The 24,361-nt window shown below is 73.1% G+C and carries 18 protein-coding genes and 1 pseudogene; 13 read left to right on the top strand and 6 right to left on the bottom strand.

The window, feature by feature from the left end:
• Positions 1-97 precede the first annotated feature (97 nt).
• The 5 genes from U5C87_RS02145 to U5C87_RS02125 are packed head-to-tail and all read left to right on the top strand — an operon-like array spanning position 98 to position 4,351.
• Positions 98-544 carry a MarR family winged helix-turn-helix transcriptional regulator gene (locus U5C87_RS02145; protein WP_330474998.1) on the top strand — a complete coding sequence of 149 codons (447 nt, stop codon included), beginning with the start codon at positions 98-100 and terminating at the stop codon, positions 542-544.
• Between the two features lies 1 nt (position 545).
• On the top strand, positions 546-1,475 hold the full coding sequence (locus tag U5C87_RS02140) for a hypothetical protein (RefSeq protein ID WP_330474997.1): 930 nt from the start codon (positions 546-548) through the stop codon (positions 1,473-1,475).
• Between the two features lie 2 nt (positions 1,476-1,477).
• The gene (locus U5C87_RS02135; protein WP_330474996.1) at positions 1,478-2,020 is read left to right on the top strand and encodes a 2'-5' RNA ligase family protein; all 543 of its coding nucleotides are present in this window, start codon (positions 1,478-1,480) and stop codon (positions 2,018-2,020) included.
• Entirely contained in the window at positions 2,017-3,051 is a 1,035-nt protein-coding gene (locus tag U5C87_RS02130) for an LLM class flavin-dependent oxidoreductase (RefSeq protein WP_030201670.1), read from the top strand. The genes U5C87_RS02135 and U5C87_RS02130 overlap by 4 nt, the downstream gene beginning before the upstream one ends.
• Before the next feature lies 1 nt (position 3,052).
• Positions 3,053-4,351 (top strand): glycosyltransferase, encoded by a 1,299-nt coding sequence (locus tag U5C87_RS02125; RefSeq protein ID WP_330474995.1) that lies wholly within the window; start codon positions 3,053-3,055, stop codon positions 4,349-4,351.
• On the opposite strand, the gene U5C87_RS02120 is transcribed toward U5C87_RS02125, so the two are convergent.
• Complete coding sequence (locus tag U5C87_RS02120) at positions 4,348-6,369, bottom strand: NADPH-dependent 2,4-dienoyl-CoA reductase (RefSeq protein WP_330474994.1); 2,022 nt, start codon at positions 6,367-6,369, stop codon at positions 4,348-4,350. The two genes, U5C87_RS02125 and U5C87_RS02120, sit on opposite strands and share 4 nt — an antisense overlap.
• An 87-nt stretch (positions 6,370-6,456) precedes the next feature.
• On the opposite strand from U5C87_RS02120, the gene U5C87_RS02115 reads away from it, so the two are divergent.
• Positions 6,457-7,902: a flavin-containing monooxygenase gene (locus U5C87_RS02115; protein ID WP_330474993.1), complete on the top strand. Its 1,446-nt coding sequence runs from the start codon at positions 6,457-6,459 to the stop codon at positions 7,900-7,902.
• A gap of 101 nt (positions 7,903-8,003) precedes the next feature.
• Here U5C87_RS02115 and U5C87_RS02110 read toward each other — a convergent pair whose 3' ends face one another.
• A complete protein-coding gene (locus U5C87_RS02110) occupies positions 8,004-8,963 on the bottom strand; it encodes an IS1595 family transposase (protein WP_330474992.1) in 960 nt (319 codons plus the stop codon).
• Between the two features lie 28 nt (positions 8,964-8,991).
• Between U5C87_RS02110 and U5C87_RS02105 the strand changes: the two are divergent.
• Positions 8,992-9,252 (top strand): annotated as a pseudogene (locus tag U5C87_RS02105) (DUF3072 domain-containing protein); the annotation flags it as partial.
• Positions 9,253-9,420: 168 nt separating this feature from the next.
• Here U5C87_RS02105 and U5C87_RS02100 read toward each other — a convergent pair.
• A complete protein-coding gene (locus tag U5C87_RS02100) occupies positions 9,421-10,686 on the bottom strand; it encodes a DUF4921 family protein (protein ID WP_330474991.1) in 1,266 nt (421 codons plus the stop codon).
• 31 nt (positions 10,687-10,717) lie between these two features.
• On the opposite strand from U5C87_RS02100, the gene U5C87_RS02095 reads away from it, so the two are divergent.
• The 3 genes from U5C87_RS02095 to U5C87_RS02085 are packed head-to-tail and all read left to right on the top strand — an operon-like array spanning position 10,718 to position 14,829.
• Positions 10,718-13,006 (top strand): glycoside hydrolase family 3 N-terminal domain-containing protein, encoded by a 2,289-nt coding sequence (locus U5C87_RS02095; RefSeq protein WP_330474990.1) that lies wholly within the window; start codon positions 10,718-10,720, stop codon positions 13,004-13,006.
• A 10-nt stretch (positions 13,007-13,016) separates the two neighbouring features.
• Positions 13,017-13,988, top strand: a complete 972-nt coding sequence (locus U5C87_RS02090) for an NADPH:quinone oxidoreductase family protein (protein WP_330474989.1) — start codon at positions 13,017-13,019, stop codon at positions 13,986-13,988.
• Positions 13,989-13,998: 10 nt separating this feature from the next.
• Positions 13,999-14,829, top strand: coding sequence for an SDR family NAD(P)-dependent oxidoreductase (locus U5C87_RS02085; RefSeq protein ID WP_330474988.1), 831 nt, complete (start codon positions 13,999-14,001; stop codon positions 14,827-14,829).
• 7 nt (positions 14,830-14,836) lie between these two features.
• On the opposite strand, the gene U5C87_RS02080 is transcribed toward U5C87_RS02085, so the two are convergent.
• Positions 14,837-15,379, bottom strand: a complete 543-nt coding sequence (locus U5C87_RS02080) for an AAA family ATPase (protein WP_330474987.1) — start codon at positions 15,377-15,379, stop codon at positions 14,837-14,839.
• A 123-nt stretch (positions 15,380-15,502) separates the two neighbouring features.
• Between U5C87_RS02080 and U5C87_RS02075 the strand changes: the two genes are divergently transcribed.
• Together U5C87_RS02075 and U5C87_RS02070 are read left to right on the top strand one after the other, a co-directional pair.
• Positions 15,503-19,024 carry an ATP-binding cassette domain-containing protein gene (locus tag U5C87_RS02075; protein WP_443082120.1) on the top strand — a complete coding sequence of 1,174 codons (3,522 nt, stop codon included), beginning with the start codon at positions 15,503-15,505 and terminating at the stop codon, positions 19,022-19,024.
• A 62-nt stretch (positions 19,025-19,086) separates the two neighbouring features.
• Positions 19,087-19,767 carry a class I SAM-dependent methyltransferase gene (locus U5C87_RS02070; RefSeq protein WP_330474986.1) on the top strand — a complete coding sequence of 227 codons (681 nt, stop codon included), beginning with the start codon at positions 19,087-19,089 and terminating at the stop codon, positions 19,765-19,767.
• A gap of 70 nt (positions 19,768-19,837) precedes the next feature.
• On the opposite strand, the gene U5C87_RS02065 is transcribed toward U5C87_RS02070, so the two are convergent.
• Positions 19,838-20,302, bottom strand: coding sequence for a TY-Chap domain-containing protein (locus U5C87_RS02065; protein WP_330474985.1), 465 nt, complete (start codon positions 20,300-20,302; stop codon positions 19,838-19,840).
• Positions 20,299-20,772 carry an acyl-CoA thioesterase gene (locus U5C87_RS02060; RefSeq protein WP_330474984.1) on the bottom strand — a complete coding sequence of 158 codons (474 nt, stop codon included), beginning with the start codon at positions 20,770-20,772 and terminating at the stop codon, positions 20,299-20,301. Before U5C87_RS02060 ends, U5C87_RS02065 begins: the two co-directional genes overlap by 4 nt.
• Positions 20,773-20,862: 90 nt before the next feature.
• On the opposite strand from U5C87_RS02060, the gene U5C87_RS02055 reads away from it, so the two are divergent.
• A complete protein-coding gene (locus U5C87_RS02055; RefSeq protein WP_330474983.1) occupies positions 20,863-24,324 on the top strand; it encodes a DEAD/DEAH box helicase in 3,462 nt (1,153 codons plus the stop codon).
• The last annotated feature ends 37 nt before the right edge of the window (positions 24,325-24,361 follow it).

The raw sequence follows: 24,361 nt of genomic DNA, 5'->3' as shown, positions 1-24,361 counted from the left end.
CCCCTGAATGTGCTCCCCTGGTGTGCTCCCCCAAGCGACCATGATGAGGTTACCTCACTATGAGGGGATACATGGGCAAAAGACGTATGCTGCAACCATGCGCGACGCCGACGAGCCCTCACTCGACGAGCTGCTGATGGGCGCTGCTCGCGCCCTGCGGCGTCGCTGGGCGGCCGGCCTCGGGCCGGACCTCGCCCCTCACGACGCCCGCGCGCTGCGCGTCATCGGGCACCACGGCCCGACGCGCCTGGGCGTCGTCGCCGACCGCCTGCGCATCGCGCCCCGCTCGGCGACCGACGTCGTCGACCGGCTGGAGTCCCGCGGCCTCGTCAGCCGGGCGCCTGACCCCGATGACCGGCGGGCCATGACCGTGGCCCTCACCGAGATGGGCGAGTCGGTGCTCGCCGAGGTCGACGCCGCGCGGCGCGCCGGAGCCGACGACTTCTTCGGCGCCCTCAGCGAGCACGAAGGCGCCTCTCTCGCAAGCATTCTCACGCGTCTCGACCCGCGCGAGGCCTCGACCTCCGGCCGAGCGGGCAGGTGACGTGAGGGGGACCGTCCTCGTCGAGGGACTGCCCGGGTCGGGCAAGAGCGCGACCGCCCACGACATCGCTGCCTGGCTCGCTGACGAAGGTGTCGAGGTGGAGCACTGGCCCGAGGGTGCGACCGACCATCCGGTGGACTTCGAGCAGGTCGCAGTCCTGCGCGCCCACGACCTGGCCGACATCGCGTCGCAGTGGCCCGACGCGGCGCCTGTGCTGCACCAGGTCGCCGAGCCCTCCGGTGACGTCTGGCTCGTGCGATCCCAGCACCACCCTGCGCTCCCGCCGGAGCTCGTCGAGCGACTCCGTCGTCACGACGCCTACGACGGTGACGTACCGCCCGAGCTGCACTCGGCCGTTCTCGTCGACAGCTGGCGCCGCCATGGCTCGTCGGTGACGGGGACCGCGGCCGGCGCCGGGACGCGGCCCGAGGCGGTGCAGGTCTGGGAGTGCGTGCTGCTCCAGAACCCCGTCTGCGCCCTCGTCGCGCGCGCCGACCAGCCGCTCGAGGTGCTTATGCGGCATGTCGCCGAGCTCGTCGGAGCCGTCCGGTCGCAGGCCCCCGCCCTCGTCTACCTCGACACCGGTGACCCGAGTCCCTTCCTCGAGCGCGCCGCCGCGGAGCGCCCCGCCGAGTGGCTCGACTTCGTCGTGGGCTACCACACGCAGCAGGGGCTGGGGCTGCGCCGCGGGTTGGTCGGCTTCGACGGCTACGTCGAGTTCATGCGCCTGCGCCGGGAGATGGAGCTCGCGCTGGTCCAGGCGCTCAGCGACGCCGGACTTCCGGTCCTCACGGTGGCGGTCGACCCGAGCCGGCGTGAGGCGAGCGGTCGTGCAGAGCAGGCCGCCGTGCGCGACTTCCTCGCCGACCACCTCGGCCTCGTCCGGGGAAGGCCCCGAGCGGGCCGGCCCGACACATTGCCGGTCGCCTGAGCATGCCGCTGCATGCGGTCGAAGGGCTGCTCGATGCCGCCACCGACGCGGAGATCCGGCGCGAGTGGGTGGTCCTCGCCGACGCCGGCCTGCCGAGCCAGGCCAAGCACCAAGGCTCCACCAACGCCCCCCACGTGACGCTGGCGCTCGCGGGCGCCGTCCCCGACTACGTCGAGGCGCGCATCTCCCGCGCGGTCGAGGGCCTCGCGACCCTGCCGGTCCGGCTGGGCTCGCTGCTCGTCATGGGCTCGCGCCGCTTCGTCCTCGCCCGCCTCGTCGTCCCGAGCCCGCAGCTGCTCGGCCTCCAGCAGTCCCTGGCCGCAGCGATGGTGGGTGCGCCCGACGTCCCGGAGCAGGTGCGCCCCGGCCGGTGGACGCCGCACGTCACCATCGCGCGCGGCCTTGGCTCGCGGCAGGTCGGCGAGGCGCTCGCCGTCCTCGGTCGCGCTCGCCCGCTCGACGGGGCCATCGAGTCCGTCCGCCGCTGGGATCCCGATGCCGGCCGCACGTGGCGTGTCGGCGGCAAACCTACGATGGGGTCATGAGCCTCGAACTCGGCCTCGACACCTTCGGCGACATCGCCAACGGTCCCGACGGCGCCCCGCTCCATCCCGCGACGGTGATCCGGGAGGTCCTCGCCGAGGGCGAGCTCGCCGACCGGCTGGGCCTCGACTTCTTCGGCGTCGGTGAGCACCACCGCGACGACTACGCCGTGAGCGCTCCCGACGTGCTGCTCGCCGGGCTGGCCGCGCGCACCGAGCACATCCGCCTCGGCACGTCGGTCACGGTGCTCTCGAGCGACGACCCGATCCGCGTCTTCCAGCGCTTCTCCACCGTCGACGCGATCAGCCACGGACGCGCCGAAATCACTGTCGGCAGAGGCTCGTTCATCGAGTCCTTCCCGCTCTTCGGGCTCGACCTCGGCGACTACGAGACCCTCTTCGAGGAGAAGCTCGACCTGCTCGCGGCCATCGTCGCCGAGCAGCCCGTGCGCTGGGAGGGCTCGATCCGCCCGCCGGTCCAGGTCGAGAAGGTGATGCCCGCGACGGAGTCCGGGCACCTGCCCGTGTGGGTCGGCGTCGGTGGCACGCCCCAGTCCGTCGTGCGCGCCGCGCACTACGGCTTCCCCGTCGTCATCGCCATCATCGGCGGATCGGCCCGCCAGTTCGCGCCGCTCGCCGACCTCTACCGCCGCGCGCTGTCCGAGATGGGCAAGCCGGAGCTGCCCCTCGGTGTGCACTCGCCCGGCTACGTCGCCGCCACCGACGAGCAGGCGCGCGAGGAGTTCATGCCGCACTTCCTGCCCTACATGAACAAGCTCGGCCGCGAGCGGCGCTGGGCTCCCATGGGCAAGGAGCAGGCGCTCCAGCAGCTCGGCCCGGGAGGCGCCGTCTACTGCGGGTCGCCCGACACCGTCGCGGCCAAGATCGTCGACACCGTGCAGGTGCTCGGGCTCTCTCGCTTCCAGTTGAAGTACTCCTTCGGCACCCTCCCGCACGACCAGCGGATGGAGTGCATCCGGCTCTATGCCGAGGAGGTCGTGCCGCGCGTCCGCGCGCAGCTCGGCGAGGACTGACGTGCGGATCCTGCTGCTGGGCATGGGATCCCGCGGTGACGTGCAACCGCTCGTGGCGCTCGGCCAGCGCCTGCAGCGGATGGGGTATGCCGTGTCGCTCGCCGCGCCCGCCGACCTCGGTCACGTCGTGGCGGGCAGCGGAGTCGACTTCGAGCCCCTGTCGTTCGACCTCGAGGCGCCACTGCGTGAGGGACTCGGACGCGACTCGCTCCGGGGGTCTGCCCGCACCCAGGTGCGGGAAGCCAGGCTCATGCGGCACGTCATGGCGCAGACCGCCAATGCCCTCGCCGCGGACGTCGCGCGTCTCGTCGACCGGGCCGACGCGGTCGTGTCCGGAGCGCTGACCCTCGACCTCGTCGACGCGCTACTCACGTCGGAGGGCCGCCGGGCTCGACCTGCCAAGCCGCACCTCTACGCCGTCTTCGCCCCGGTGTGGCCCAGCGCGCACGGGGACTCGGTCGCGCTGGCGCTGCGGCCGCGCGCCACGTCGTGGCTGAACCGTGCCTGGAGCGGGACCGCCGGGCGGGTCGCCTTCGACCTCTTCCGTCCCGCGGGAGATCTCGTCCGCAAGGGGAAGGGACTGCCCCGCAAGCATTTCCGTGACTACGTCGCCGCGGCGGAGCGCACTCCGACGATCCTCGCGGCAAGCCCGCACGTCGTGCCGCCGGCCCCCGACTGGCCGCCGGCGCTGCGGCAGACGGGCTATTGGGTGCGCTACGACGCCGACGGGTCGCCGGACCGGTCACGGGGGCGGTCACTGGAGCCGGGTCTCGAGGCCTTCCTCGCGGCCGGTGACGCCCCCGTCTTCGTCGGCTTCGGCTCCATGCCGACGCCCGACCCGGCCGGCGTCTCGCGCGACGTCGTCAGCGTGCTCGGACGCCTGAGCGTGCGCGGCGTCGTGAGCGAGGGCCTCGCCGGTCTGAGGGTCGAGCGCTCAGCAGAGGTGCTGGGCATCGGACCGACCCCGCACGACGCGCTGTTCCCCAGGTGTGCGGTCGTCGTCCACCACGGGGGAGCGGGCACCACCGCTGCTGCCGTCCGGGCCGGCGTGCCACAGGTCGTCGTGCCGCACGCCGCCGACCAGCCCTACTGGGGGCGGCGGATGGCCGACCTCGGGGTGGCGCCGCCGCCGATCGCCCGCAAGGACCTGACGCCGGCGCGGCTCGAGCGGGCGCTCGAGGTGGCCCTGTCCCCGGGAGCCCGCGAGACGGCATACGCCCTCGGTGAGCGGGTGCGCGCCGAGGACGGCGCCGGTGACGCAGCCCGCCTCGTGGACGCCTACCTGACGCGCCGGGCCTAGATCGTCGCGGCGAGCTCGGTGCCCTGGCGGATGGCGCGCTTGGCGTCGAGCTCGGCCGCGACGTCGGCCCCGCCGATGACGTGCACCCTGACCCCGGCCGCGACGAGCTCGGGCCCGAGCGTGTTGACCGACTCCTGACCCGTGCAGACGATGACCGTGTCGACGTCGAGCACCTGCGGGTCCGAGTGCTCTTCGCCGTGGCTGATGTGCAGCCCGGCGTCGTCGATGCGCTCGTAGTTCACGCCGACGTGGTGGTGGACTCCCTTGGCCTTCAACGCCGCCCGGTGCACCCAGCCGGTCGTCTTGCCGAGCCCCTTGCCGATGGGCGTCGCCTTGCGCTGGAGCAGGTGCACTTCCCGCTGCGACGGTGACGGGTGCGGCTCGACGAGCCCGCCGCGCGACGCGTCCGGCTCGCCGACACCCCACTCGGCCATCCACTGCTCGACGGTCATCGGCGACTCGACGTGCGTCAGCAGCTCCGAGACGTCGACCCCGATCCCACCGGCACCCATGACGGCCACGCGCCGACCGAGCGGTGCCTCGCCGCGGATGGCGGCGGCATACGTCACGACCTTCGGGTGGTCGATGCCGGGCACGTCGGGCACGCGCGGCTCGACCCCGGTGGCGACGACGACCTCGTCGAAGTCCGCGAGGTCCTCGACGGTGGCGCGACGGCCGAGGTGGACCTTGACGCCGCCGAGCTCGAGCCGGCGGCGGAAGTAGCGGATCGTCTCGGCGAACTCCTCCTTGCCGGGGATGCGCATGGCGAGGGCGAACTGGCCGCCGATGTCGTCACCCGCCTCGAAGAGCTCGACCCGGTGGCCGCGCTCACCGAGGGCGACGGCGGTCGCGAGGCCGGCCGGCCCTGCGCCGACGACGGCCACGTGCTTGGAGCGGCGGGTCGGGGCGAGGACTAGCGTCGTCTCGCGGACGGCGCGGGGGTTCACGAGGCACGTCGCCGTCTGCTTGGAGAAGGTGTGGTCGAGGCAGGCCTGGTTGCAGGCGATGCACGTGTTGATCTCGTCGGCGCGGTCGCCCGCGGCCTTCGCCACCCAGTCGGGGTCGGCGAGGAAAGGCCGGGCCATCGAGACGAGGTCGGCGCTGCCGTCGGCGATGACCTGCTCGGCGAGGTCGGGCATCGAGATGCGGTTGCTCGTCACGACCGGGATGCCGACCTCGGGGCGCAGCTTCGCGGTGACGCGCGTGAAGGCGCCGCGGGGCACCGACGTCACGATCGTCGGGACGCGCGCCTCGTGCCAGCCGATGCCGGTGTTGATGATCGTCGCGCCCGCAGCCTCGACCTCGTGGGCCAGGGCGACGACCTCGTCCCACGACTGGCCCTCGGGCACGAGGTCGAGCATCGACAGGCGGTAGACGACGACGAAGTCGGGGCCGGCCGCCTCGCGGACCGCACGGACGACGTCGACCGCCAGGCGGCGGCGGTTCTCGGGCGACCCGCCCCACTCGTCGGTGCGCTGGTTGGTGCGCGGCGCGAGGAACTGGTTGATGAGGTAGCCCTCGGAGCCCATGATCTCGACGCCGTCGTAACCGGCCTCACGCGCCAGCCGGGCACAGCGGGCGTAGGCCGCGACCGTGCTCCGGATGCCGCGCGCACTGAGCGCCCGCGGGGTGAAGCGCGAGATCGGGGACTTCAGGGCCGACGCCGAGACGGCGAGCGGGTGGTAGGCGTAGCGGCCGGCGTGCAGGATCTGCAGGGCGATCTTGCCGCCCTCGCGGTGCACGGCGTTGGTGATGACCCGGTGTCGACGAGCCTGGCGCTCCGTCACGAGCACCGAGCCGCCGGGGTAGAGGGAGCCGGCGAGGTTGGGCGCGAAGCCGCCCGTGACGATGAGGCCGACCCCGCCGCGCGCCCGCTCGGCGTAGTAGGCCGCGAGCCGGTCGAAGTCCTTGGCGCGGTCCTCGAGGCCGGTGTGCATCGAGCCCATGACGACGCGGTTGCGCAGCGTCGTGAAGCCGAGGTCGAGCGGTTCGAGCAGGTGGGGGTATGCCGTCGTCACCCGCCCGAGGGTAGCCGCTGGTTACCGCTCGGTAGCTGCTCAGGCGGCCAGCGTCACAGTGCGGGACGCGTGGGTGAGAATGGCGAGGTGAGCGATCTCGAGCACCTGGACGTCCTCGTCGTCGGCGCCGGCCTGTCCGGCATCGGCGCCGGCTACCGCCTGCGCACCATGAGCCCCACCCGCACGTGGGCGATCCTCGAGGCGCGGGACTCGCTCGGCGGCACGTGGGACCTCTTCCGCTACCCGGGTGTGCGCTCGGACTCGGACATGATGACGCTCGGCTTCCCGTTCGAGCCGTGGACCGACCCGGACGCGATCGCCGACGGGCCGAAGATCCTCGACTACCTGCGCCGCACGGCCGACAAGCACGGCATCACCGAGCGGATCCGTCTGGGCCACAAGGTCGTCGCGGCTGAATGGTCGAGCGACGAGGCGCTGTGGACGGTGACCGTCGAGCACGGCGGCTCGCGACGGCAGCTGACGTGCAGCTTCCTCTACCTCTGCAGCGGCTACTACGACTACGAGCGCCCGCACGACCCGCAGCTGCCGGGCCTCGAGACCTTCGAGGGCCAGGTCGTGCACCCCCAGTTCTGGCCCGACGACCTCGACGTGTCGGGCCGGAAGGTCGTGGTCATCGGTTCCGGCGCGACGGCCGTCACGCTCGTGCCGTCGCTCGCCGACGCCGGCGCCGACGTGACGATGCTCCAGCGCACGCCGACGTGGATCGCGTCCCTGCCCAGGCAGGACCGGGTCCGCGACGTCCTGCAGAAGGTGCTTCCCGAGCGTGCGGCCGGGACCGCGGCCCGCTACAAGAACGTCCTCGGCACGATGGGCGTCTACGAGCTTAGCCGCCGCCGCCCCGCCGTCATGCGGTCGATGCTGTCCAAGGGCGCCGCGAAGTCCCTCGGCTCCACCGACCTCGTCGCGGACCACTTCACCCCGACCTACGACCCCTGGGACCAGCGCCTCTGCGTCGTCCCCGACGGCGACCTCTTCGAGGCCGTGCGCAGTGCACGCGCCCACGTCGTCACCGACACGATCGAGACGTTCGTGCCACACGGCATACGCCTGCACTCGGGACGCGAGCTCGACGCCGACGTCGTCGTCACCGCGACGGGACTGCGGATCAAGCTCGCCGGCGGCATCGCCCTGACCGTCGACGGGCAGGCCCGGCCCACCGGCGATCTCACCGTCTATCGCGGCGTCATGTTCGCCGGCGTGCCCAACCTCGCGGTGTGCGTCGGCTACGTCAACGCGTCGTGGACGCTGCGTGCCGACCTTGCCAGCCGCTACGTGTGCCGGCTGCTGGGCCACATGGAGCAGAACGCGTGGCGGGTGGCCACGCCGCACGCACCGGAAGGCATGAAGGGGCGGCCCCTGCTGCCGCTCGCCTCCGGCTACGTCCAGCGGGCCGCCGCCGACCTGCCGCAGCAGGGCGACGGCGCGCCCTGGCTGATGCGGCAGAACTACCTGCTCGACCGCCGCGACATGCTGCGCAGCGACGTCACCGAGGCGATGTCGTTCGGTCGCTGACCGGGCCCCTGCAGGGACGTGTCGAGGGTTCCGTGCCGGGCGGGTGACGATCGGGTACGGAGCCGGCATGAGCGACTCGAACACACCTTCTGCATATCTGCTTAGGTGAAGTCCGGTAGGCCGGTTTCTGTGGGCTTGAGGAGGTCCTTGAGTCGGTGGGGGTCGGTGTCGACGGCCTGCTCGAGCAGAGGGTAGAAGAGCAGGCCGCGGGACTTCGCGTTCCGCCGGTTGAAGCGGAAGGTGTACTCGTCGAGGTAGTAGGGCAGGTGCTGCTCCTCGACGCGGAAGTGCAGGGTGCCGATGAGCCAGCGCTTGAGCAGTGAGGCGACCAGGTGCACGCCAGGCAGGACGCTGGCCTTGTCGGGGGCGGAGTAGCCGAGGGTGAACTCGTGGGTGTAGCCGAGGTCGGCGAGCCGGCGCAGGGTGCGGGCTCCGTCGGTGCGGACCGTTGAGCCGGGCTCGATGACGGTGGTGGCGAAGTCGACGAGCTGGGACGTGCCGGGGTGGTCGGCGACAGCGAGCCGGACCCGGCCCAGGCGGCGGGTTTCGTTGTGCTCTATGGCGATCATGACGGCGACCTTGTCGCCGTAGCCGCCATGACTGTTCGCGGTGACACCGCCGATCATCGTCTCGTCGAGCTCGACGATCCCGGACAGCTTGTCGCGTTCGGGGCGGACCATGGCCCGGCGCAGCTTGTGCATCCAGGCCCACGCGGTCTCGTAGGAGCCGAACCCGAGGACGCGTTGCAGCCCGAGGGCTGACATGCCGTTCTTCTGCGAGGTCAGGAACCAGATCGCGGCGAACCAGGTCGACAGCGGCGTCCGGGTCCGGTCGAAGATCGTGCCGGCAGTCACCGACGTGCGCCGCCCGCACGAGCGGCACATCCACAACCCGGCCCCGGTGCGCCAGAACTCCCGCGCCCCACACTTGGGGCAGATGAACCCGTCCGGCCACCGCAGGCCCGCGAGGTAGTCCAGGCACGACTGGTTGTCCGGGAACCACTCCAGCAGCTGCTGGTACGTCGCCGGGTAGTCCACTCCCCGAACCGGATTCGTGGTCATCCACAGATGCTACTTCACCTAAGCAGATATGCAGAACACACCTTCGAACGACGACGTCATCGGCGCCACCGGCGCCACCGGCGCGGCAGCGGACGCCGGCGGCGACTCCGCCGTCAAGGACCCCGAGGACTGGGTGACCGGCGACGAGCCGATGACCGGCGCGCAGCGCAGCTACCTCGAGACGCTGGCCCGCGAGGCCGGCGAGACCCTGCCCGGCGACCTCACCAAGGCCCAGGCCTCCGAGCACATCGACCGTCTCCAGCAGTCGACGGGCCGGGGCGCCGACAGCGCCGGTGGCGCCGACAGCGCCGACAGCGCCGGTGGCGCCGACAGCGCCGGTAGCGCCGGCAGTGCCGACGTCGGCAACGGGCCCATCGGCGCGGACGGCAACGTCGGCCGCACCGAGGGCCACGGCAGCGAGCTCTGACGGGGCCGTGCCGAGATCGCCTGACTGCGGTCAGGCGATCTCGATGCGGTCGGAGACGAGCCCGTCGGCCGCGAGCCGCCGCAGCTGGGTGACCGCCCGCCGCTGCACGGCCCACGGGTCAATGGTGTTGACGTAGATCTTCGTGCCGCCCTCGAAGCCGGCGAGCGTCGAGATCCGCCACTTGATGACGGCCCGCAGCGGCATCGGCACGTCGACGGACGGCGGCCGGTGGTGCCACTCCTCGTTCGAGGGGACGTGCACCCCGGTCGCGGCGTGGCAGGCGTGGACGAGGTCCGAGAAGTCGCGCACCTGCTCCTCGCCCAGCTCCCACGGGCAGCCCTCGCCGTCGGTGACGTGGACGACGAGCGCGGGGTAGCGGTGCCCGACGCCGGCGAACGCGACCGCGTGCTCGGTGCGCGCGACGACGAGACCCTGCGACGCGGCATACTCCGCACCCCACCGGGCGAACATGTCGGGCTCGGTGCGCAGCCGCTCGACCTCGCGATCCTTCTGGGCGCCGAGCTCGTCGATCGCGACGACCTGCTTGTGCAGGTGGTCGAACGACGCGCCCGCGGGGGCCAGCCAGTTCTGGAAGACCGAGACGTAGCGCGCGCACTCGTTGTCGCGGTAGAGGTCACGCATCGCGCGGATCGTGAACTCCGTGTATCTCCAGTGCTCTTCGGGTGTCAGGGTGCCCGACCCGGCGAGCTGGGAGTCGTCCGTCGCGTCGTCGACGTAGTGGCGCCGGGAGATGACGACCTGGTGGTTGCCGGCGAAGAGCCCGACGGCCTCGCGCTCGAGGTCCTCCTCGGCGAGCGGCTCGGCATCGGCGCCGGCCGTGCCGCGCGCCCGCATGCGGATGCGGGCGAGGGACGTGACGTGCTCGCGGCCGCCGGGGGTGGAGAGGTATGCCGTCCGGCGGGCTCGCGAGTCGGCCGTGGGCTGCCAGCCGTGCGCGAGGTGCCAGTAGTCGTAGCTGAGGATCTCGAAGAGGTTGGGGATGAGCCGGAACTGCGGCGTGCTGTGGTCGAGGTCCTCGGCGAGCAGGCCCCGCACGTCGTGCCAGCCGTCGGGCTCGTAGACGAGCCGGGCTATCTCGGGGGTCGTCTCCCGCATGCGGCCCCAGCAGAAGGCGCAGTGCCGGTCGTGGTCGTGGGGGTCGATCGGCAGCGGGTGCCGGCTCAGCTGCCCCAGGGGACGGGCCGCCCTGCCCGGGAGCGTCCACACCTTGGTGCCGGTGATGGGGTTCACCTGCTTGATGGTCCCGTCGGGCAGTCGCGTCAGGGGCTCGATCACGTCTCCAGCGTAGGTCGACTAGCGTCGGAGCGTGCCCGCCGACGCCCCGACCGACCCGCCGTTCCGTGATCCGTCCCTCACCGTCGAGGAGCGGCTCGACGACCTGATCGGGCGGATGACGCTCCCCGAGAAGGTCGGCCAGATGCTCCAGCTCGACGCGCGGGGCGACCTCACCGACATCGTCCACGGCAAGCTCGCGGGCTCGATCCTGCACGCCTCGCCCGAGGACCTGCCGCGGGCCATGGCGCTCGCCGGGCAGACCCGCCTCGGCATCCCGCTCCTCACGGCGGACGACTGCATCCACGGCCACTCCTTCTGGCCCGGCGCGACGATCTTCCCCACCCAGCTCGGCATGGCCTGCTCGTGGGATGCCGAGCTCGTCGAGCAGGCCGCGCGCGTCACCGCGGTCGAGGTCTCGGCCACCGGTGTGCACTGGACGTTCTCGCCGGTGCTCTGCATCACGCGCGACCTGCGCTGGGGCCGTGTCGGCGAGACTTTCGGCGAGGACCCGCACCTCATCGGCGAGCTCGGCGCAGCGATGGTCCGCGGCTACCAGGGCGACGGACTGACCGATCCCACAGCGGTGCTCGCGTGCGCCAAGCACTTCGCGGGCTACTCCGAGACGCAGGGCGGCCGCGACGCGAGCGAGGCCGACCTCAGCCGCCGCAAGCTGACGTCGTGGTTCCTGCCGCCGTTCGAGCGCGCCGTCCAGGAGGGCTGCCGCACCTTCATGCTCGGCTACCAGGCGATCGACGGCGTGCCCGTCACGGCGAACGGCTGGCTGCTGGACGAGGTGCTCAAGGGGGAGTGGGGCTTCACCGGCACCCTCGTCACCGACTGGGACAACGTCGGCCGGATGGTCTGGGAGCAGAAGGTGTGCGCCGACGACGTCGAGGCCGCGGCTGTCGCGGTGCGCGCTGGCAACGACCTCGTCATGACGACGCCCGCCTTCTTCGAGGCTGCCCAGGAGGCCGTCGCCCGTGGGCTGCTCGACGAGCGTCGCATCGACGAGGCCGCTCGCCGCGTGCTGCGCGTCAAGCTCGAGCTCGGCCTCTTCGAGCACCCGCGTCCTCCGGACGTCGAGCGCCAGCAGCTGGTGATCGGGTCCCCGGACCACGCCGCGCTCAACCTCGAGGTGGCCCGCCGCTCGCTCGTGCTCCTCACCAACGACGGCTCGCTGCCGTATGCCGTGGGCGACGTCCCGCGCACCGTGGCCGTCATCGGCCCCAACGCCGACGACCCGCAGGCCAACCTCGGCGACTGGGCCGGCGCCTCCGGGCAGGTCGACTGGATGCCCGACGGCCACCCGCGCGAGACGGTCGAGACCGTCCTCGACGGCTTCCGCGCGGTCGTCCCGACGACGTGGACCGTCACCCACGCCCGCGGGGCCGAGATAGAGACGCTCGTGCCCGATCCCGAGGGCCCGCTCTTCCCCGACGGCCAGCCGCGTCCGCCGGTCTCGGCGCCGGCGCCCGTCGACCCCGACCAGCTCGCCGAGGCCGTCGCCGCGGCGCGGGTGGCCGACCTCGCCGTCGTCGTGCTCGGTGACACGATCGCCCTGACGGGAGAGGGCTGCTCGACCGCGACCCTCGACCTGCAGGGCGGTCAGGTGGCCCTGCTCGACGCCCTCGTCGACGAGCTCGACGGCACGGGCACGCCCGTGGTCGTCGTGCTGCTCCACTCCAAACCCAACGTCCTGCCGCCCAGCGCGCTCCGGGCCTCAGCGATCGTTGAGGCGTTCAGCCCCGGCATGCGCGGCGGCCGCGCCGTCGCCGAGCTCGTCCTCGGCCAGATCGAGCCCGCCGGACGCCTGCCGGTCTCCGTCCCGCGGCACGTCGGCCAGCAGCCGACCTACTACAACCAGGTCCGCGGCCAGCACGGCCACCGCTACGCCGACCTGACCCAGGAGCCGCAGTTCGTCTTCGGCGAGGGCCTGAGCTACACGACCGTCGAGTGGTCCGACCTGACCCTCGAGGCTGCCGAGCTCGCGCCCGACGACGTCCTGGTCGCGGAGGTCACGCTGACCAACACGGGCGGGCGGACGGCATACGAGGTCGTGCAGGCCTACGTCACCGACGTCGTCACGAGCGTCACGTGGGCGACCAAGGAGCTCAAGGCATTCCGTCGGGTCACGGTGCCGCCGGGCGAGTCGGTGCGGGCACGCGTCGAGGTGCCCGCGGCGGCGTGCTCGATCGTCGACGCCGGCGGTCGACGCGTCGTCGAGCCCGGCGAGTTCGAGCTGCGTGTCGGCCCGAGCTCCCGCGACGCCGACCTGCTCCGTGTGACCTTCACCATCACGCCGGGGGCTCCGCCTGACTAGGCTCGCAGGCATGAGAGCAGCGCGCGTCACCAGCCTCGGCGGCCCGTCCACCGTCACCGTCGACGAGGTCCCCGAGCCCACGCTCGAGCCGGGCCACGTCCTCGTCGACGTGCACGAGGCGGGGGTCAGCTTCCCCGACGTCCTCATGACCCGCGGGCTCTACCAGATGCGTCCCGACCTGCCCTTCGTGCCGGGCGCCGAGTGCGCCGGTGTCGTGCGCGAGGCGGCCGAGGGCAGCGCCTTCCGGCCGGGTGACCGCGTCGCCGCCTTCCCGGTGCTCGGCGCGTTCGCTGAGACCGTGGCCGTGCCCGAGGCGATGGTCTTCCCGCTGCCCGACGGCGTGTCGTTCGAGGTGGGCGCGGCGCTGCCGATGAACTACCTCACCGTCCACTTCGCGCTCACCCAGCGCGGCCGGCTCGAGCGTGGCGAGGTCGTGCTCGTCCACGGTGCGGCCGGCGGCATCGGCACCGCCGCGATCCAGCTCGCCCGGGCCATGGACGCCCGTGTCATCGCCGTCGTCTCGTCCGAGGACAAGGTCGAGACGGCCCGCGCCGCAGGTGCCCACCACGTCGTGCTCGCCGACGGGTTCCTCGCTGCCGCAAAGGAGCTCACCTACGGACGAGGTGTCGACGTCGTCGTCGACCCGGTCGGCGGTGACCGCTTCACGGACAGCCTCCGCAGCCTCGCTCCCGAGGGGCGCCTGCTCGTCATCGGCTTCACGGCGGGCCAGATCCCCGAGGTCAAGGTCAACCGGCTGCTGCTCAACAACATCAGCGTCGTCGGTGTCGGGTGGGGCGCCTTCTGGATGCCCGACCCCTCGTACCTTCGCACGCAGTGGGAGTCGATCCTGCCGCTCCTCGAGTCCGGCGCGCTCGCCCCGCCCATCGGCTCGCGCCACCCGCTCGACGACGTCGCCGCGGCGCTCACCGAGATCGACGAGCGACGCGCCCAGGGCAAGGTGACCCTCACCGTCCGCCAGTAGGTTGGGACGTATGCCGTCCCTGCCGCTCCGCGCGTCCGCTCGCTCCTCCGCCCCGACGTCCCCCCGGCGCGTCCTCGTGACGGGCGGCGCCTCCGGGCTGGGACTCGCCCTCGTGCGCGCCCTGGTCGCCCGGGGTGACCACGTGCTGGCGACCGACGTGCAGACCGACCGGCCCGACGCACTCCCCGAGGCTGCGGCATACCTCCCCCTCGACGTGCGCAGCGACGAGGCGTGGGCGGCAGCGCTCGCACACGTGCGCGAGACGTGGGGCGGCCTCGACCTGCTCGTCAACAACGCCGGCGTCGCCGCGGGCGGGCGCATCGACGTCGCGACGATGGACGAGTGGCACTGGATCGTCGACATCAACCTGCTCGGCGTCGTGCGCGGGTGCCGCACCTTCACGCCGCTCTTCAAGGAGCAGCGCAGCGGCCACATCGTCAACACCGCCTCGCTCGCCGGGCTCGTCCACGCCCCCGGAATGGCCGCCTACAACACCGTCAAGGCCGGCGTCGTCGCCCTGAGCGAGACGCTGTCGCACGAGCTCGCCCCGCACGGCGTCGACGTGTCGGTCGTCTGCCCGTCGTTCTTCCGCACCAACCTCGGCGCGTCGTTCCAAGGGGCCGACACCGAGATGGAGACCGCGGGCAAGAAGATGGTCAGCGGCTCCAAGCGCTCGGCCGAGCAGGTCGCCGACGTCGTCGTGCGCGGCATCGACGCCCGGCGTGACGTCATCCTCACCGACCGAGACGGCCGGATCGCCTGGCGCGCCAAGCGGTTCGCCCGACCCGCCTACACGGCCGTCATGAAGCGCGCGGCGAAGCGGGTGGCAGCCGGCCGCTGAGGTCGTGTCACCCGATCGACGAGGGCCAGCGGTCCCTGCGCCACTGCTCCCACGTCGCGAAACCCGCCGGCGGGTCATCGACGGGTTCGCTGCCGTCCAGCTCTCCGGCCGTGGGGATGCTGATGATCCCCGCCCAGGTGGCCAGCTCGGCGTCCGACATGTGCCAGGTCGTGTGGGGCTCCTCGGCCTGTCGCCGGTCGAGGCGTCGGCGCTGCTCGGACGGCGTGAGCTCGAAGTAGCGCAGCTCCACCGCAGCGCCCAGGTCGGCCGCGAGGGCTCGTAGGGCCGAGCGCTCGTCCCTGCCCCAGAGCCCGAAGTCGATCACGACGTTGATGCCGAGCTGCAGAGCGCGCAGCCCGATGTCGATGAGCCGACCCTCGACCACGTCCGAGGCCGCGGGAGGATTCGCCGGCCCGAACAGGGCCTTGACCCACTCGTCCTTCGTCAGACGGAGGGCGTCCTCCTCCGCCTCGATGGCTCGCGCCGCCGTGGTCTTCCCGGTGCCCGGAAGCCCCACGGTCAGGAACAGGGTCGGCCTCGTCGTCGTCACGGTCCCCATTGAAGCGGCTGCTCCGTCGGGTGGGTCCGCTTCTTCCGGTCGGAGCCGTCGGTGGGGCCTGAAAACGGGAGGCGTGGTGTCGGTGCCGGTCGGTACCGTCCAGTGATTGTGACGATGACGACGGTGGGGCACGACGACGCACGGGGAACGACGCACGACGGCGCTCCCCGCAGTGGCGGTATGCCGCATGGCCGGGTCCCCGTGGACTGGCGCCGGGTGCGTCGCCCCCTCACGATCGTGTGCTTCACGATGTCCCTCTTCGGGGCCGTGGCCGCGTCGCTCGGGTCCATGGTCGCGGGCCGTCTGGCCGAGCACGCCACGACGATGCTCGTCGTGCTGCTCGCGCTCTGTGTCGTCGGCGGAGCCGTCATCGACACCGTCGCCAAGACGATGTGGGCGACCGTCTGCGACCGCGCCGAGGGGCGGCTGCGCGCCGACCTGCTCGACGCCGCCATGGCCCAGCCCCTCTCCGAGCTGTCCGAGCAGGCCGTCGGGGAGGTGCTCGACCGCATCGACGACGACACCTGGGAGGTCGGCCAGCTGATGCGGTGGGGCGTGTGGCAGGCCGTGCGCACCTTGCTCGCGTCGGGGCCGCTCTGGGTCGTCGCGAGCCTCGCGTGGTGGCCCGCGGCCGTGCTCTTCCCGCTCACGGGTCTCGCGACGTACTGGGTCGTGCGTCGGCTCCTGCCGCAGGTCGCCGAGCGCAAGGTCGTCGAGGAGGCCGCCTGGACCGACCACGCGGCATCCACCGAGGAGGGCGTCGCCGCCCGCGACGACCTGCGCACCGCCCTGGGCCAGGCGCACGTCCTGCGCCGCAACGCCCGCCTCGCGGCCACGGTCCACGCGGCCCTCGACCGGGTGCTCGAGGTCGAGGTCCGCATCACCCGTCGCAGTGGCGGCCTGCTCCACGGCGCCCTGGCCGCGGTCGCCGTGGCCGGCACCGCCCTCGTGCTCGCCGACGACATGACCACCGCTCGTCTGGTCACCCTCTTCCTCGTGACCACGATGTTCGTCGGCGGCGTCGACATGCTGGCGCGTCACCTGCCCGACCTCCAGGAGGGCTTCGGCGCCGTCCTGCGGCTGCGCGCCATGCTCGCGTCCCCGGCGGAGCCCGTCGGCGGTCTGCCGCTGCCCGACGGCCCGCTCGACGTCGAGTTCCGGGGTCTCGAGTTCAGCTACGGCACAGGCACGTTCGCGCTCCGCGACGTCGACCTCGTCGTCCCCGCCGGACACACGTGTGCCCTCGTCGGCCGCACGGGCTCCGGCAAGTCCACGCTCGCGTCGCTGCTCTCACGGGCCGTCGAGCCGCCCGCCGGCACCGTGCTGCTGGGCGGCACCGACGTCCGGGACCTCGACCTCCAGCAGCTCCGGGCCGCGGTCGGCGTCGTCACCCAGCGCACCGAGGTGCTCGCGGGCACGCTCGCGGAGAACATGACGCTGTTCGGTGACGTGCCCCGCGCCCGCGTCGAGGCCGCGGTCGCCGAGCTCGGCCTGACCGACTGGGTGGCCGGCCTCCCCGACGGCCTCGACACCATGCTCGGCCCGGGTGGGACGACGCTCTCGGCCGGCGAGGAGCAGCTCGTGGCCTTCGCCCGGCTGCTCGTGCGCGACGTCCGCGTCGTCGTCCTCGACGAGGCGACGGCCCGCATGGACCCCGTCACCGAGGCGCGCGTGGTCCGGGCCGCCGACCGGCTCATCTCCGGGCGCACCGGCATCCTCGTCGCCCACCGCCTGTCGACCACCGAGCGGGCCGAGCAGGTGGCCGTCCTCGAGTCGGGCCGCGTCGTCCAGCACGGACCGCGCGGCCGGCTGGCCGCAGCCGACGGCCCCTTCCGCCGCCTGCTCGAGGCAGCCGCACACGAGGTCGCCGTCGAGGAGCACCACCACGACGACGCCGCGATCGGGTCGGTGCGGCGCAGCACCACCCCGCCGCCGCCCCCGGTGCTGGCCCCGACCCCGAGCCTGGCCCGCCAGGTCCTGCACGCCGTGAGCATCCAGCCGCGCTGGGGCCTGCTCGGCGCCTCGCTCTTCCTCGCTGCGTCGCTGACGGGTGCGTTCGGCGCCCTCACCGGCTGGACCTGGGGCCTGGTCGTCACGCGCCTTCAGGCCGGGGAGAACCCCGGCTGGGTCACCGCGGCCCTCGTCGCCTCGCTCCTCGTGGGCCCGCTGCTGCTCTCGCAGGCCTTCCGTTCCTACCCGCACTGGTGGATCGAGGTCCGGCTGCGGGTGCGCGCCGCAGTCCTCGCGGGTCAGACCTCGCAGCGGCGTCTCGTGCGCACCCCGCCCGGCGAGGTCGTCGCCCGCACGATGGACGCCGACCGACTGGCCCGCTACACCGACCGCTGGGTCGACTTCACCAACGGGCTCGTCGTCGCGTCGTTGACGGCGCTCATCGCCGGCACCTGGCTCGCCGGCGCCGTCCTGCTCGTCGTCATGGTCACCTCGGCGCTGGCCTCGACCCTCGGGCGACCCGTGGCCGGGCGCTCGGCGGCCGCTGCCTCGACGGCCCGCGCCGACTTCGGCCGCTCGCTCGTCTCCGCCCTCGAGTCCATCCGTACGGTCAAGCTCGCCGCGGCCACCCCACAGGTGCACCGGCACCTCCACCGGGTCGACGGCGGACGCGTCGACGCCGCCGTCCGCGAGCACCGCGTCCAGGCCCTGCTCGACGGCGTGCCCGTCGTCATGGTCCAGGGCGGCGTCGTCGCCGCGTGGGCAGGCTTCCTGCACGGCACGTGGCCCCTCGCCGTCACCCTGCTCGTCGCCAACGCCGTCAGCGGCTTTGACTGGTTCGGCCGGGTCGCCGGCTCGGTCGTGACCGAGGCCCCCGGCGTGCGGGCCTGGATGAACGCCACGAGCGAGCTCGCCGGTGGCGGCGACCTCATGGACCTGCCCCGGGGCATGGACCTGGTGCACGGCACGGCCGACGACCCGGAGCCCGGGTCGCGCGAGCCGCTGCGCAGCCTGACCCTGCGAGGGCTGACGGCGGTGCACGACGACGGGACCATCGGCGTCGAGGACGTCGACCTCACCGTCGGCGCGGGCGAGCTGGTGCTCCTGCTCGGCCAGGTCGGCTCGGGCAAGTCCAGCCTGCTCTCGACGCTGGCCGGGCTCACGTCGCACACCGGTGAGGTCCTCTGGAACGGGCGTGCCCTGACCGAGCCCGAGGTCGAGCTGCGCCCCGGTCGGGTCTCGCACATCGCCCAGGTGCCGCGGGTGCTCTCCGGCACGTTCACCGGCAACATCGCCCTCGACCACCCCGACCGGCAGGTCGAGCCGGCGCTCGCGACGGCCCGCATGGAGCGAGACGTCGCCGAGGCCGGCGGACCCGAGGCCCTCGTCGGCCACCGCGGCGTCCGGCTCTCCGGCGGTCAGGTGCAGCGTCTGGCACTCGCTCGCGCGCTCGCGTGCGAGGCGGACCTGCTGCTCGCCGACGACGTCTCCTCGGCGCTCGATGCGGCCACCGAGATCGAGCTGTGGGCCGCGCTGCGCTCCGGCGGGGCCACCGTCATCGGCGCGACGAGCAAGGCCGCCGCCTTGGCCCAGGCCGACCGCGTCGTCGTGCTCGAGCGAGGCCGGGTCGTCGAGACGGCACCCTGGCGCGAGCTGTCGCAGCGCTGGGCCCACCTCGCCGGGTGACCGTCCATGACCCGGCGGCGCCCGGGTTGCCGGACCGCCCCCTGCCTGATGTGCTGCCACCCGTGACCGACGAGCCGACAGGCCAGACCGCCGCGGGTGCCGGGGCATCAGACGCAACGGTCGGACCCGGACCCACGACCACCGGTCCGGGTGACGTGCAGCGTGCCTACTCGCTGCTCTCTCAGCTCTACATCGAGCGGCTCGGGTCGATGGAGATCGTGCACCACGACGACCTCCGGCTCATCGAGCGCCACCTCGGCTCCGTCGACGGCCCGGTCCTCGACGCGGGTTGCGGCCCCGGCCACCTGACCGGCTTCCTCGACTCCATCGGGTGCGAGGTGAGCGGGGTGGACCTCGTGCCCGAGTTCGTCGCCCATGCTCGCCAGGCGCATCCGGGAGTCCAGTTCGAGGTGGAGTCGCTGACCGACGCGAGCCGTCCGGACTCCTCGCTGGCCGGTGTGCTGGCGTGGTACTCCCTCATCCACCTCGACCCCGACCAGCTCGATGCCGCGATGCCCGCGATCCGCCGGGTCGTCGCGCCCGACGGCACCGTGGTCGTCGGCTTCTTCGAGGGACCCGTCCGCGAGGCCTTCGACCACAAGGTCATCTCCGCCTACCGGTGGCCCGTGGACGAGATAGCCTCTCGCCTGGCGGCGGCCGGCTTCGTCGAGGTCGAGCGCCTGCAGCGTGGGCACGAGGGTGAGCGACGGCCGCACGCGGTGCTCGTGGCCCGGGCGGTCTAGGCGCGCCGGGCGCCAGACCGCCAGCGCCGGGCACCGCCCCGCTCGCCCCGGAGCGGGCGACCGGGCGCGCTCACGGCCGGGGCGCGCGCCTCAGGTCGACGTCCGCCGGCGTCTCGGCGCCGAGCACCTCGGTGAGGCTCAGATGCACGAGGTCCGCCGCCTCCCGCCCGTCGGTGAAGGTGCGGCTGAACTCGGGGTCCCGGCCCTCCCGCTCCCAGCCGAGCTCTGCGAGCGCCGCCTGCTGCTCCGGGCTGAGGTCGGTCACGCCTTCGAACTCCGTGTCCCCGATGCACTCGAGTGCGAGCACGCCGTCGAGGCGGCGCACCTGCACGAAGACGTCGGGGACGCGGGTCCGAGCACCCGACCGACCACCCGACCGGCGCCATCCGCGCGGAGCCCGCGTGCCGGCATACGCAGTCGTGGTCGGTGCGAGCACCGTGAAGGTCATCCAGTCTTCCTCGGTGAGGGCCGCGAGGTCCGCGCCGACGCGTGCGGTCCAGGCGTCCCACGACTCCTCGAGCGGCCCGTCGGTCATGCCGGGACCTCCACCACCGCGGTCTCCATGAGCGCGCGCAGGTGGTCCGGGATGGGTGTCGGACGGCGGGAGGAGGCGTCGATCTCCACGTGCACCCAGTGCCCCAGCGCCTTGATCGCCGGGTCGGGCGCGGCGCTGCGCTCCGGGTCGACGAAGAGTCCGAGCTGGTAGGTGACGCTGCTGCGCCCGAGCCGCACGACGCGGACACCCACGACGAGCGGCGCCGGGAAGGCGACCTCGGCGTAGAAGGCGCACGACGACTCCGCGACGACGCCTTGGGTCGCGTCGGTCATCGGGTCCACCGTGACGTGCTCGGCCTGCCAGCCGTTGATCGCCGAGTCGAACAGCTCGTAGTAGACGGCGTTGTTGAGGTGGCCGTACATGTCGTTGTCGGACCACCGCGTCGTCACCGGCCGGTGCACCGGGAAGTCGGCGAGCGTCAGGTCACGGGGGTCGGGCGTGCTCGGCATGCGCCCATCCTGCCCGACGGCGTATGCCGTGACGCGGGGACGCTGTGGACGGCGGGCCTCGGTGTCGGCGGGCGAACGTAGAGTTCTGGGGTGGCATGGAGCGTGGGTCGGGCGACGTGGGTGGGTGAGGTCACCGACCCCGACATCGCGCAGCAGGTCGGCGCGCGCACCTTCGACCGGGGGAGGGCGTACGCGCTCGAGCGGCGGGTGCGCTCGCTCGCCACGCGCCCCGACGGGATGATGCTGCTCGGCACCATCGAGGGCAGCGGCAGCGAGACCTACCAGACGATCATCGAGGCGCGACCGCACCCGAAGGGGCGCTCGCACCTGTGGAGCGGCCGGTGCAGCTGCCCGGTCGCCGCCGACTGCAAGCACGTCGTCGCGCTCATGCTGACGGCGCGGGACGTGGCGCAGGGCAAGGTCGTCGAGCCGCGCACCGGGGACGAGGCGGAGGGGGCCCCGGCGCAGGTCGTGGCCGAGGCGGCGCCGCCCGTCGTGCCCCCGCACTGGGCCGACGTCTTCGGTCACGTCCGTGCGCGCCCGGTCGAGGCGACCTCGGCGCCCGCGCGCCCCGAACCGCGCGGCGACCTCATGCCGGCGGGCCTGTTCGTCGACACCGTCTACCGCGACCAGCGCGGTCGGCGCGGCGTCCCCGAGCTCAGCTACGGCCTGCGCCCGACCCGGTGGACCCGCGCCGGCACGTGGCACCGCACCCTCTCGTGGCACGACGCCCTGCCCCAGTGGCGGCCGGGCATCCGCTTCCTGCCCGAGCACGAGCGGATCATGGGGCGCCTGCACGACGTCGCGCGGCACGGGTCCGGCGGCACGACGTACTTCTCCGCCACGCCCCCGCTCTCGCTCGACGCGAGCCCCGACGTGTGGGGGCTGCTGCGCGAGGCTCGCGCTGCCGGCATCGAGGTGATGCCCGGCGAGGGTGTCACCGGTCCGATCCACGTCGTCGACGACGCGGCCTCTCTCGTGCTGCTCGTCAAGCGCGCCGCCGACGGCAGCGGGGACCTCGACCTCGACGTCGAGCTCGAGGGGCTGCCCCCGGAGGTCACCGGCGAGCGGCTCTACCTCGGCGACCCCGTGCACGCCGTGGCGGTCGAGGGCGACGACGGGTCGCTGACGTTCGTGCCGCTCGACCAGGAGCTCGACCTCGGGCCCGACGCCCTCGCCTCGGCGCTCGCCGGGCTGCGGGTGCCCGCCGACGAGCGCGGCCGGTTCCTGCGCTCCGTCGTGCCGGGCCTTCGGCAGCGGTTACGGGTGCGCTCGGAGGTGCCGCTGCCGGCGCCCGAGCCCTCTGACGAGGCGGAGCCCGAGGTCGTCACCGTGCACGTCAAGGTCGTCAGCGACGTGCCGGGCGAGCTGCGCCTCGACCTCGGGCACGCCTACGACGGCACGCCCCGACCCTTCACGACGGCCCGGTTCGGCACCGTCGGCGGGCGCGACCGCGACGCCGAGGCCGCAGCCGTCCAGGCCGCGACGTCGCTGCAGTCGGTGCCGGGCGCGCTGCGCTCCGACATCGTCGGGCACGCCTACCTCGTGCCCCGCCTCGTGCTCAAGGGCCTCGCCGCGGCCCGGTTCGTCGCCGACACCCTGCCCCTGCTCGAGGCCGACGAGCACGTCACCGTCGAGGTCGACGGCGACGTCCCCGCCTACGAGGAGGTCACCTCGGCGCCCGTCGTGCGCCTCGGCGCGACCGAGGCCCCGCACGGTGGGGCCGGTGAGGCCGGTGGGGACGGCGCGCGGTCCGAGCGCCGCGACGCCGAGCCCGGCGACTGGTTCGACCTGCGCGTCTCCGTCGAGGTCGACGGCGAGGAGGTCCCCTTCGAGCCGCTCTTCGGGGCCCTCGCCCGCGGCGACGACATCATGCTGCTCGACTCCGGCGCCTTCTTCCGGCTCGACCGGCCCGAGCTGCACCGGCTGCGCGACCTCATCGAGGAGGCCCGCGACATCGCCGACCCCGAGACCGGTGGCTTGCGCCTCAGCGCCCACCACGCCGACCTCTGGGACGAGCTCGTGGCCCTCGGCGTCGTCGACGAGCAGAGCGCCCGCTGGGCGGCCAACGTCGAGGCGCTCGGCTCGCTCGAGTCCGGCCCGCTCGCCGAGGTCCCGCCCGACCTGCGGGCCACGCTGCGCCCCTACCAGCTCGACGGCTACCGCTGGCTCGCCCGCCTCTGGGACGCCCGCATCGGCGGCATCCTCGCCGACGACATGGGCCTGGGCAAGACGCTCCAGGTCATCGCGGCACTGGTCCGTGCGCACGACCGCGGCGAGCTCGGTGGTGACGGGCCCGAGGCGAGAGGCCCGGTGCTCGTCGTGGCGCCCACGAGCGTCGTCGGCACGTGGATGGGCGAGCTCGAGACCTTCGCGCCGCATCTGCGCGCCGTCGCGGTCACCGCCACCGAACGCAAGCGGGGAGTGCCGCTCGCCGAGGTCGTCGCCGACGCCGAGGTCGTCATCACCTCGTATGCCGTCCTGCGCCTCGACGACGCCGCCTTCCACGGCGTCCGGTGGGGTGGGGTCGTCCTCGACGAGGCGCAGTTCGTCAAGAACCGGCAGGCCAAGACCCACGTCGCCGTCCGCCGGCTAGGCGCCCCGTTCACCATCGCCGTCACCGGCACCCCGCTCGAGAACTCCCTCATGGACCTCTGGTCGCTGCTCTCGCTGACGGCGCCCGGGCTCTACCCGCGACCCGACGTCTTCACCAAGAGCTACCGCAAGCCCATCGAGTCGGGCGAGCGGCCCGAGCTGCTCGACCTGCTGCGTCGGCGCATCCGGCCGCTCATGCTGCGCCGCACCAAGGAGCAGGTGGCGGTCGACCTGCCGCCCAAGCAGATCCAGGTCATGTCGCTCGACCCGCACCCGGTCCACCGGCACATCTACGACCAGCACCTGCAGCGCGAGCGGCAGCGCGTGCTCGGCCTGCTCGACGACCCCGAGGCCAACCGCGTCGCCATCCTCGCCGCGCTGACCCGGCTGCGACAGCTCGCCCTCGACCCCGTCCTCGTCGACGAGGTCCACGCCGGCAAGGCGACGGCCGCCAAGATCGACTTCCTCGTCGACCAGCTGCGCGAGCTCGCCGCCGAGGGGCACCGGGCTCTCGTCTTCAGCCAGTTCACCGGCTTCCTGCGCATCGTCGAGGCCGCGCTGACGCGCGCGGGCCTCCACACGGCATACCTCGACGGGTCGACGACCGACCGGCAGTCGGTCGTGCGCGGCTTCCGTGAGGGCGACGCGGTCGCGTTCCTCATCAGCCTCAAGGCGGGCGGGTTCGGGCTGACGCTCACCGAGGCCGACTACGTCTACGTCCTCGACCCGTGGTGGAATCCCGCCGCCGAGGCGCAAGCCATCGAGCGCGCGCACCGCATCGGCCAGAACCGTCCGGTCACGGTCTACCGCCTCGTGTCGGCCGGCACGATCGAGGAGAAGGTCGTGGGGCTCCAGGAGCGCAAGCGCGACCTCTTCCAGCGCGTCGTCGACGAGGGCGGCTCGCTCTCGGGCGCCATCACGGCCGACGACGTGCGCGACCTGCTGACGCTGGCGTGACTGACGTCGTCGTGACCGATGTCGTCGTGACCGATGT

Origin of the sequence: Terrabacter sp. C0L_2 (genome assembly GCF_036352015.1) — a bacterium.
Lineage (GTDB): Bacteria > Actinomycetota > Actinomycetes > Actinomycetales > Dermatophilaceae > Terrabacter > Terrabacter tumescens.
The sequence above is the reverse complement of the archived record's forward strand: the minus strand, read 5'-3'. Positions and strand labels throughout refer to the sequence as shown.

Excerpts from the sequence above, each read along its gene's own strand:
- U5C87_RS02145 (WP_330474998.1), top strand. The coding sequence starts at position 98 with ATGCGCGACGCCGACGAGCCCTCACTCGACGAGCTGCTGATGGGCGCT.
- U5C87_RS02135 (WP_330474996.1), top strand. The coding sequence starts at position 1,478 with ATGCCGCTGCATGCGGTCGAAGGGCTGCTCGATGCCGCCACCGACGCG.
- U5C87_RS02130 (WP_030201670.1), top strand. The coding sequence starts at position 2,017 with ATGAGCCTCGAACTCGGCCTCGACACCTTCGGCGACATCGCCAACGGT.
- U5C87_RS02110 (WP_330474992.1), bottom strand. The coding sequence starts at position 8,963 with ATGACCACGAATCCGGTTCGGGGAGTGGACTACCCGGCGACGTACCAG.
- U5C87_RS02090 (WP_330474989.1), top strand. The coding sequence starts at position 13,017 with ATGAGAGCAGCGCGCGTCACCAGCCTCGGCGGCCCGTCCACCGTCACC.
- U5C87_RS02085 (WP_330474988.1), top strand. The coding sequence starts at position 13,999 with ATGCCGTCCCTGCCGCTCCGCGCGTCCGCTCGCTCCTCCGCCCCGACG.
- U5C87_RS02075 (WP_443082120.1), top strand. The coding sequence starts at position 15,503 with ATGACGACGGTGGGGCACGACGACGCACGGGGAACGACGCACGACGGC.
- U5C87_RS02065 (WP_330474985.1), bottom strand. The coding sequence starts at position 20,302 with ATGACCGACGGGCCGCTCGAGGAGTCGTGGGACGCCTGGACCGCACGC.
- U5C87_RS02060 (WP_330474984.1), bottom strand. The coding sequence starts at position 20,772 with ATGCCGAGCACGCCCGACCCCCGTGACCTGACGCTCGCCGACTTCCCG.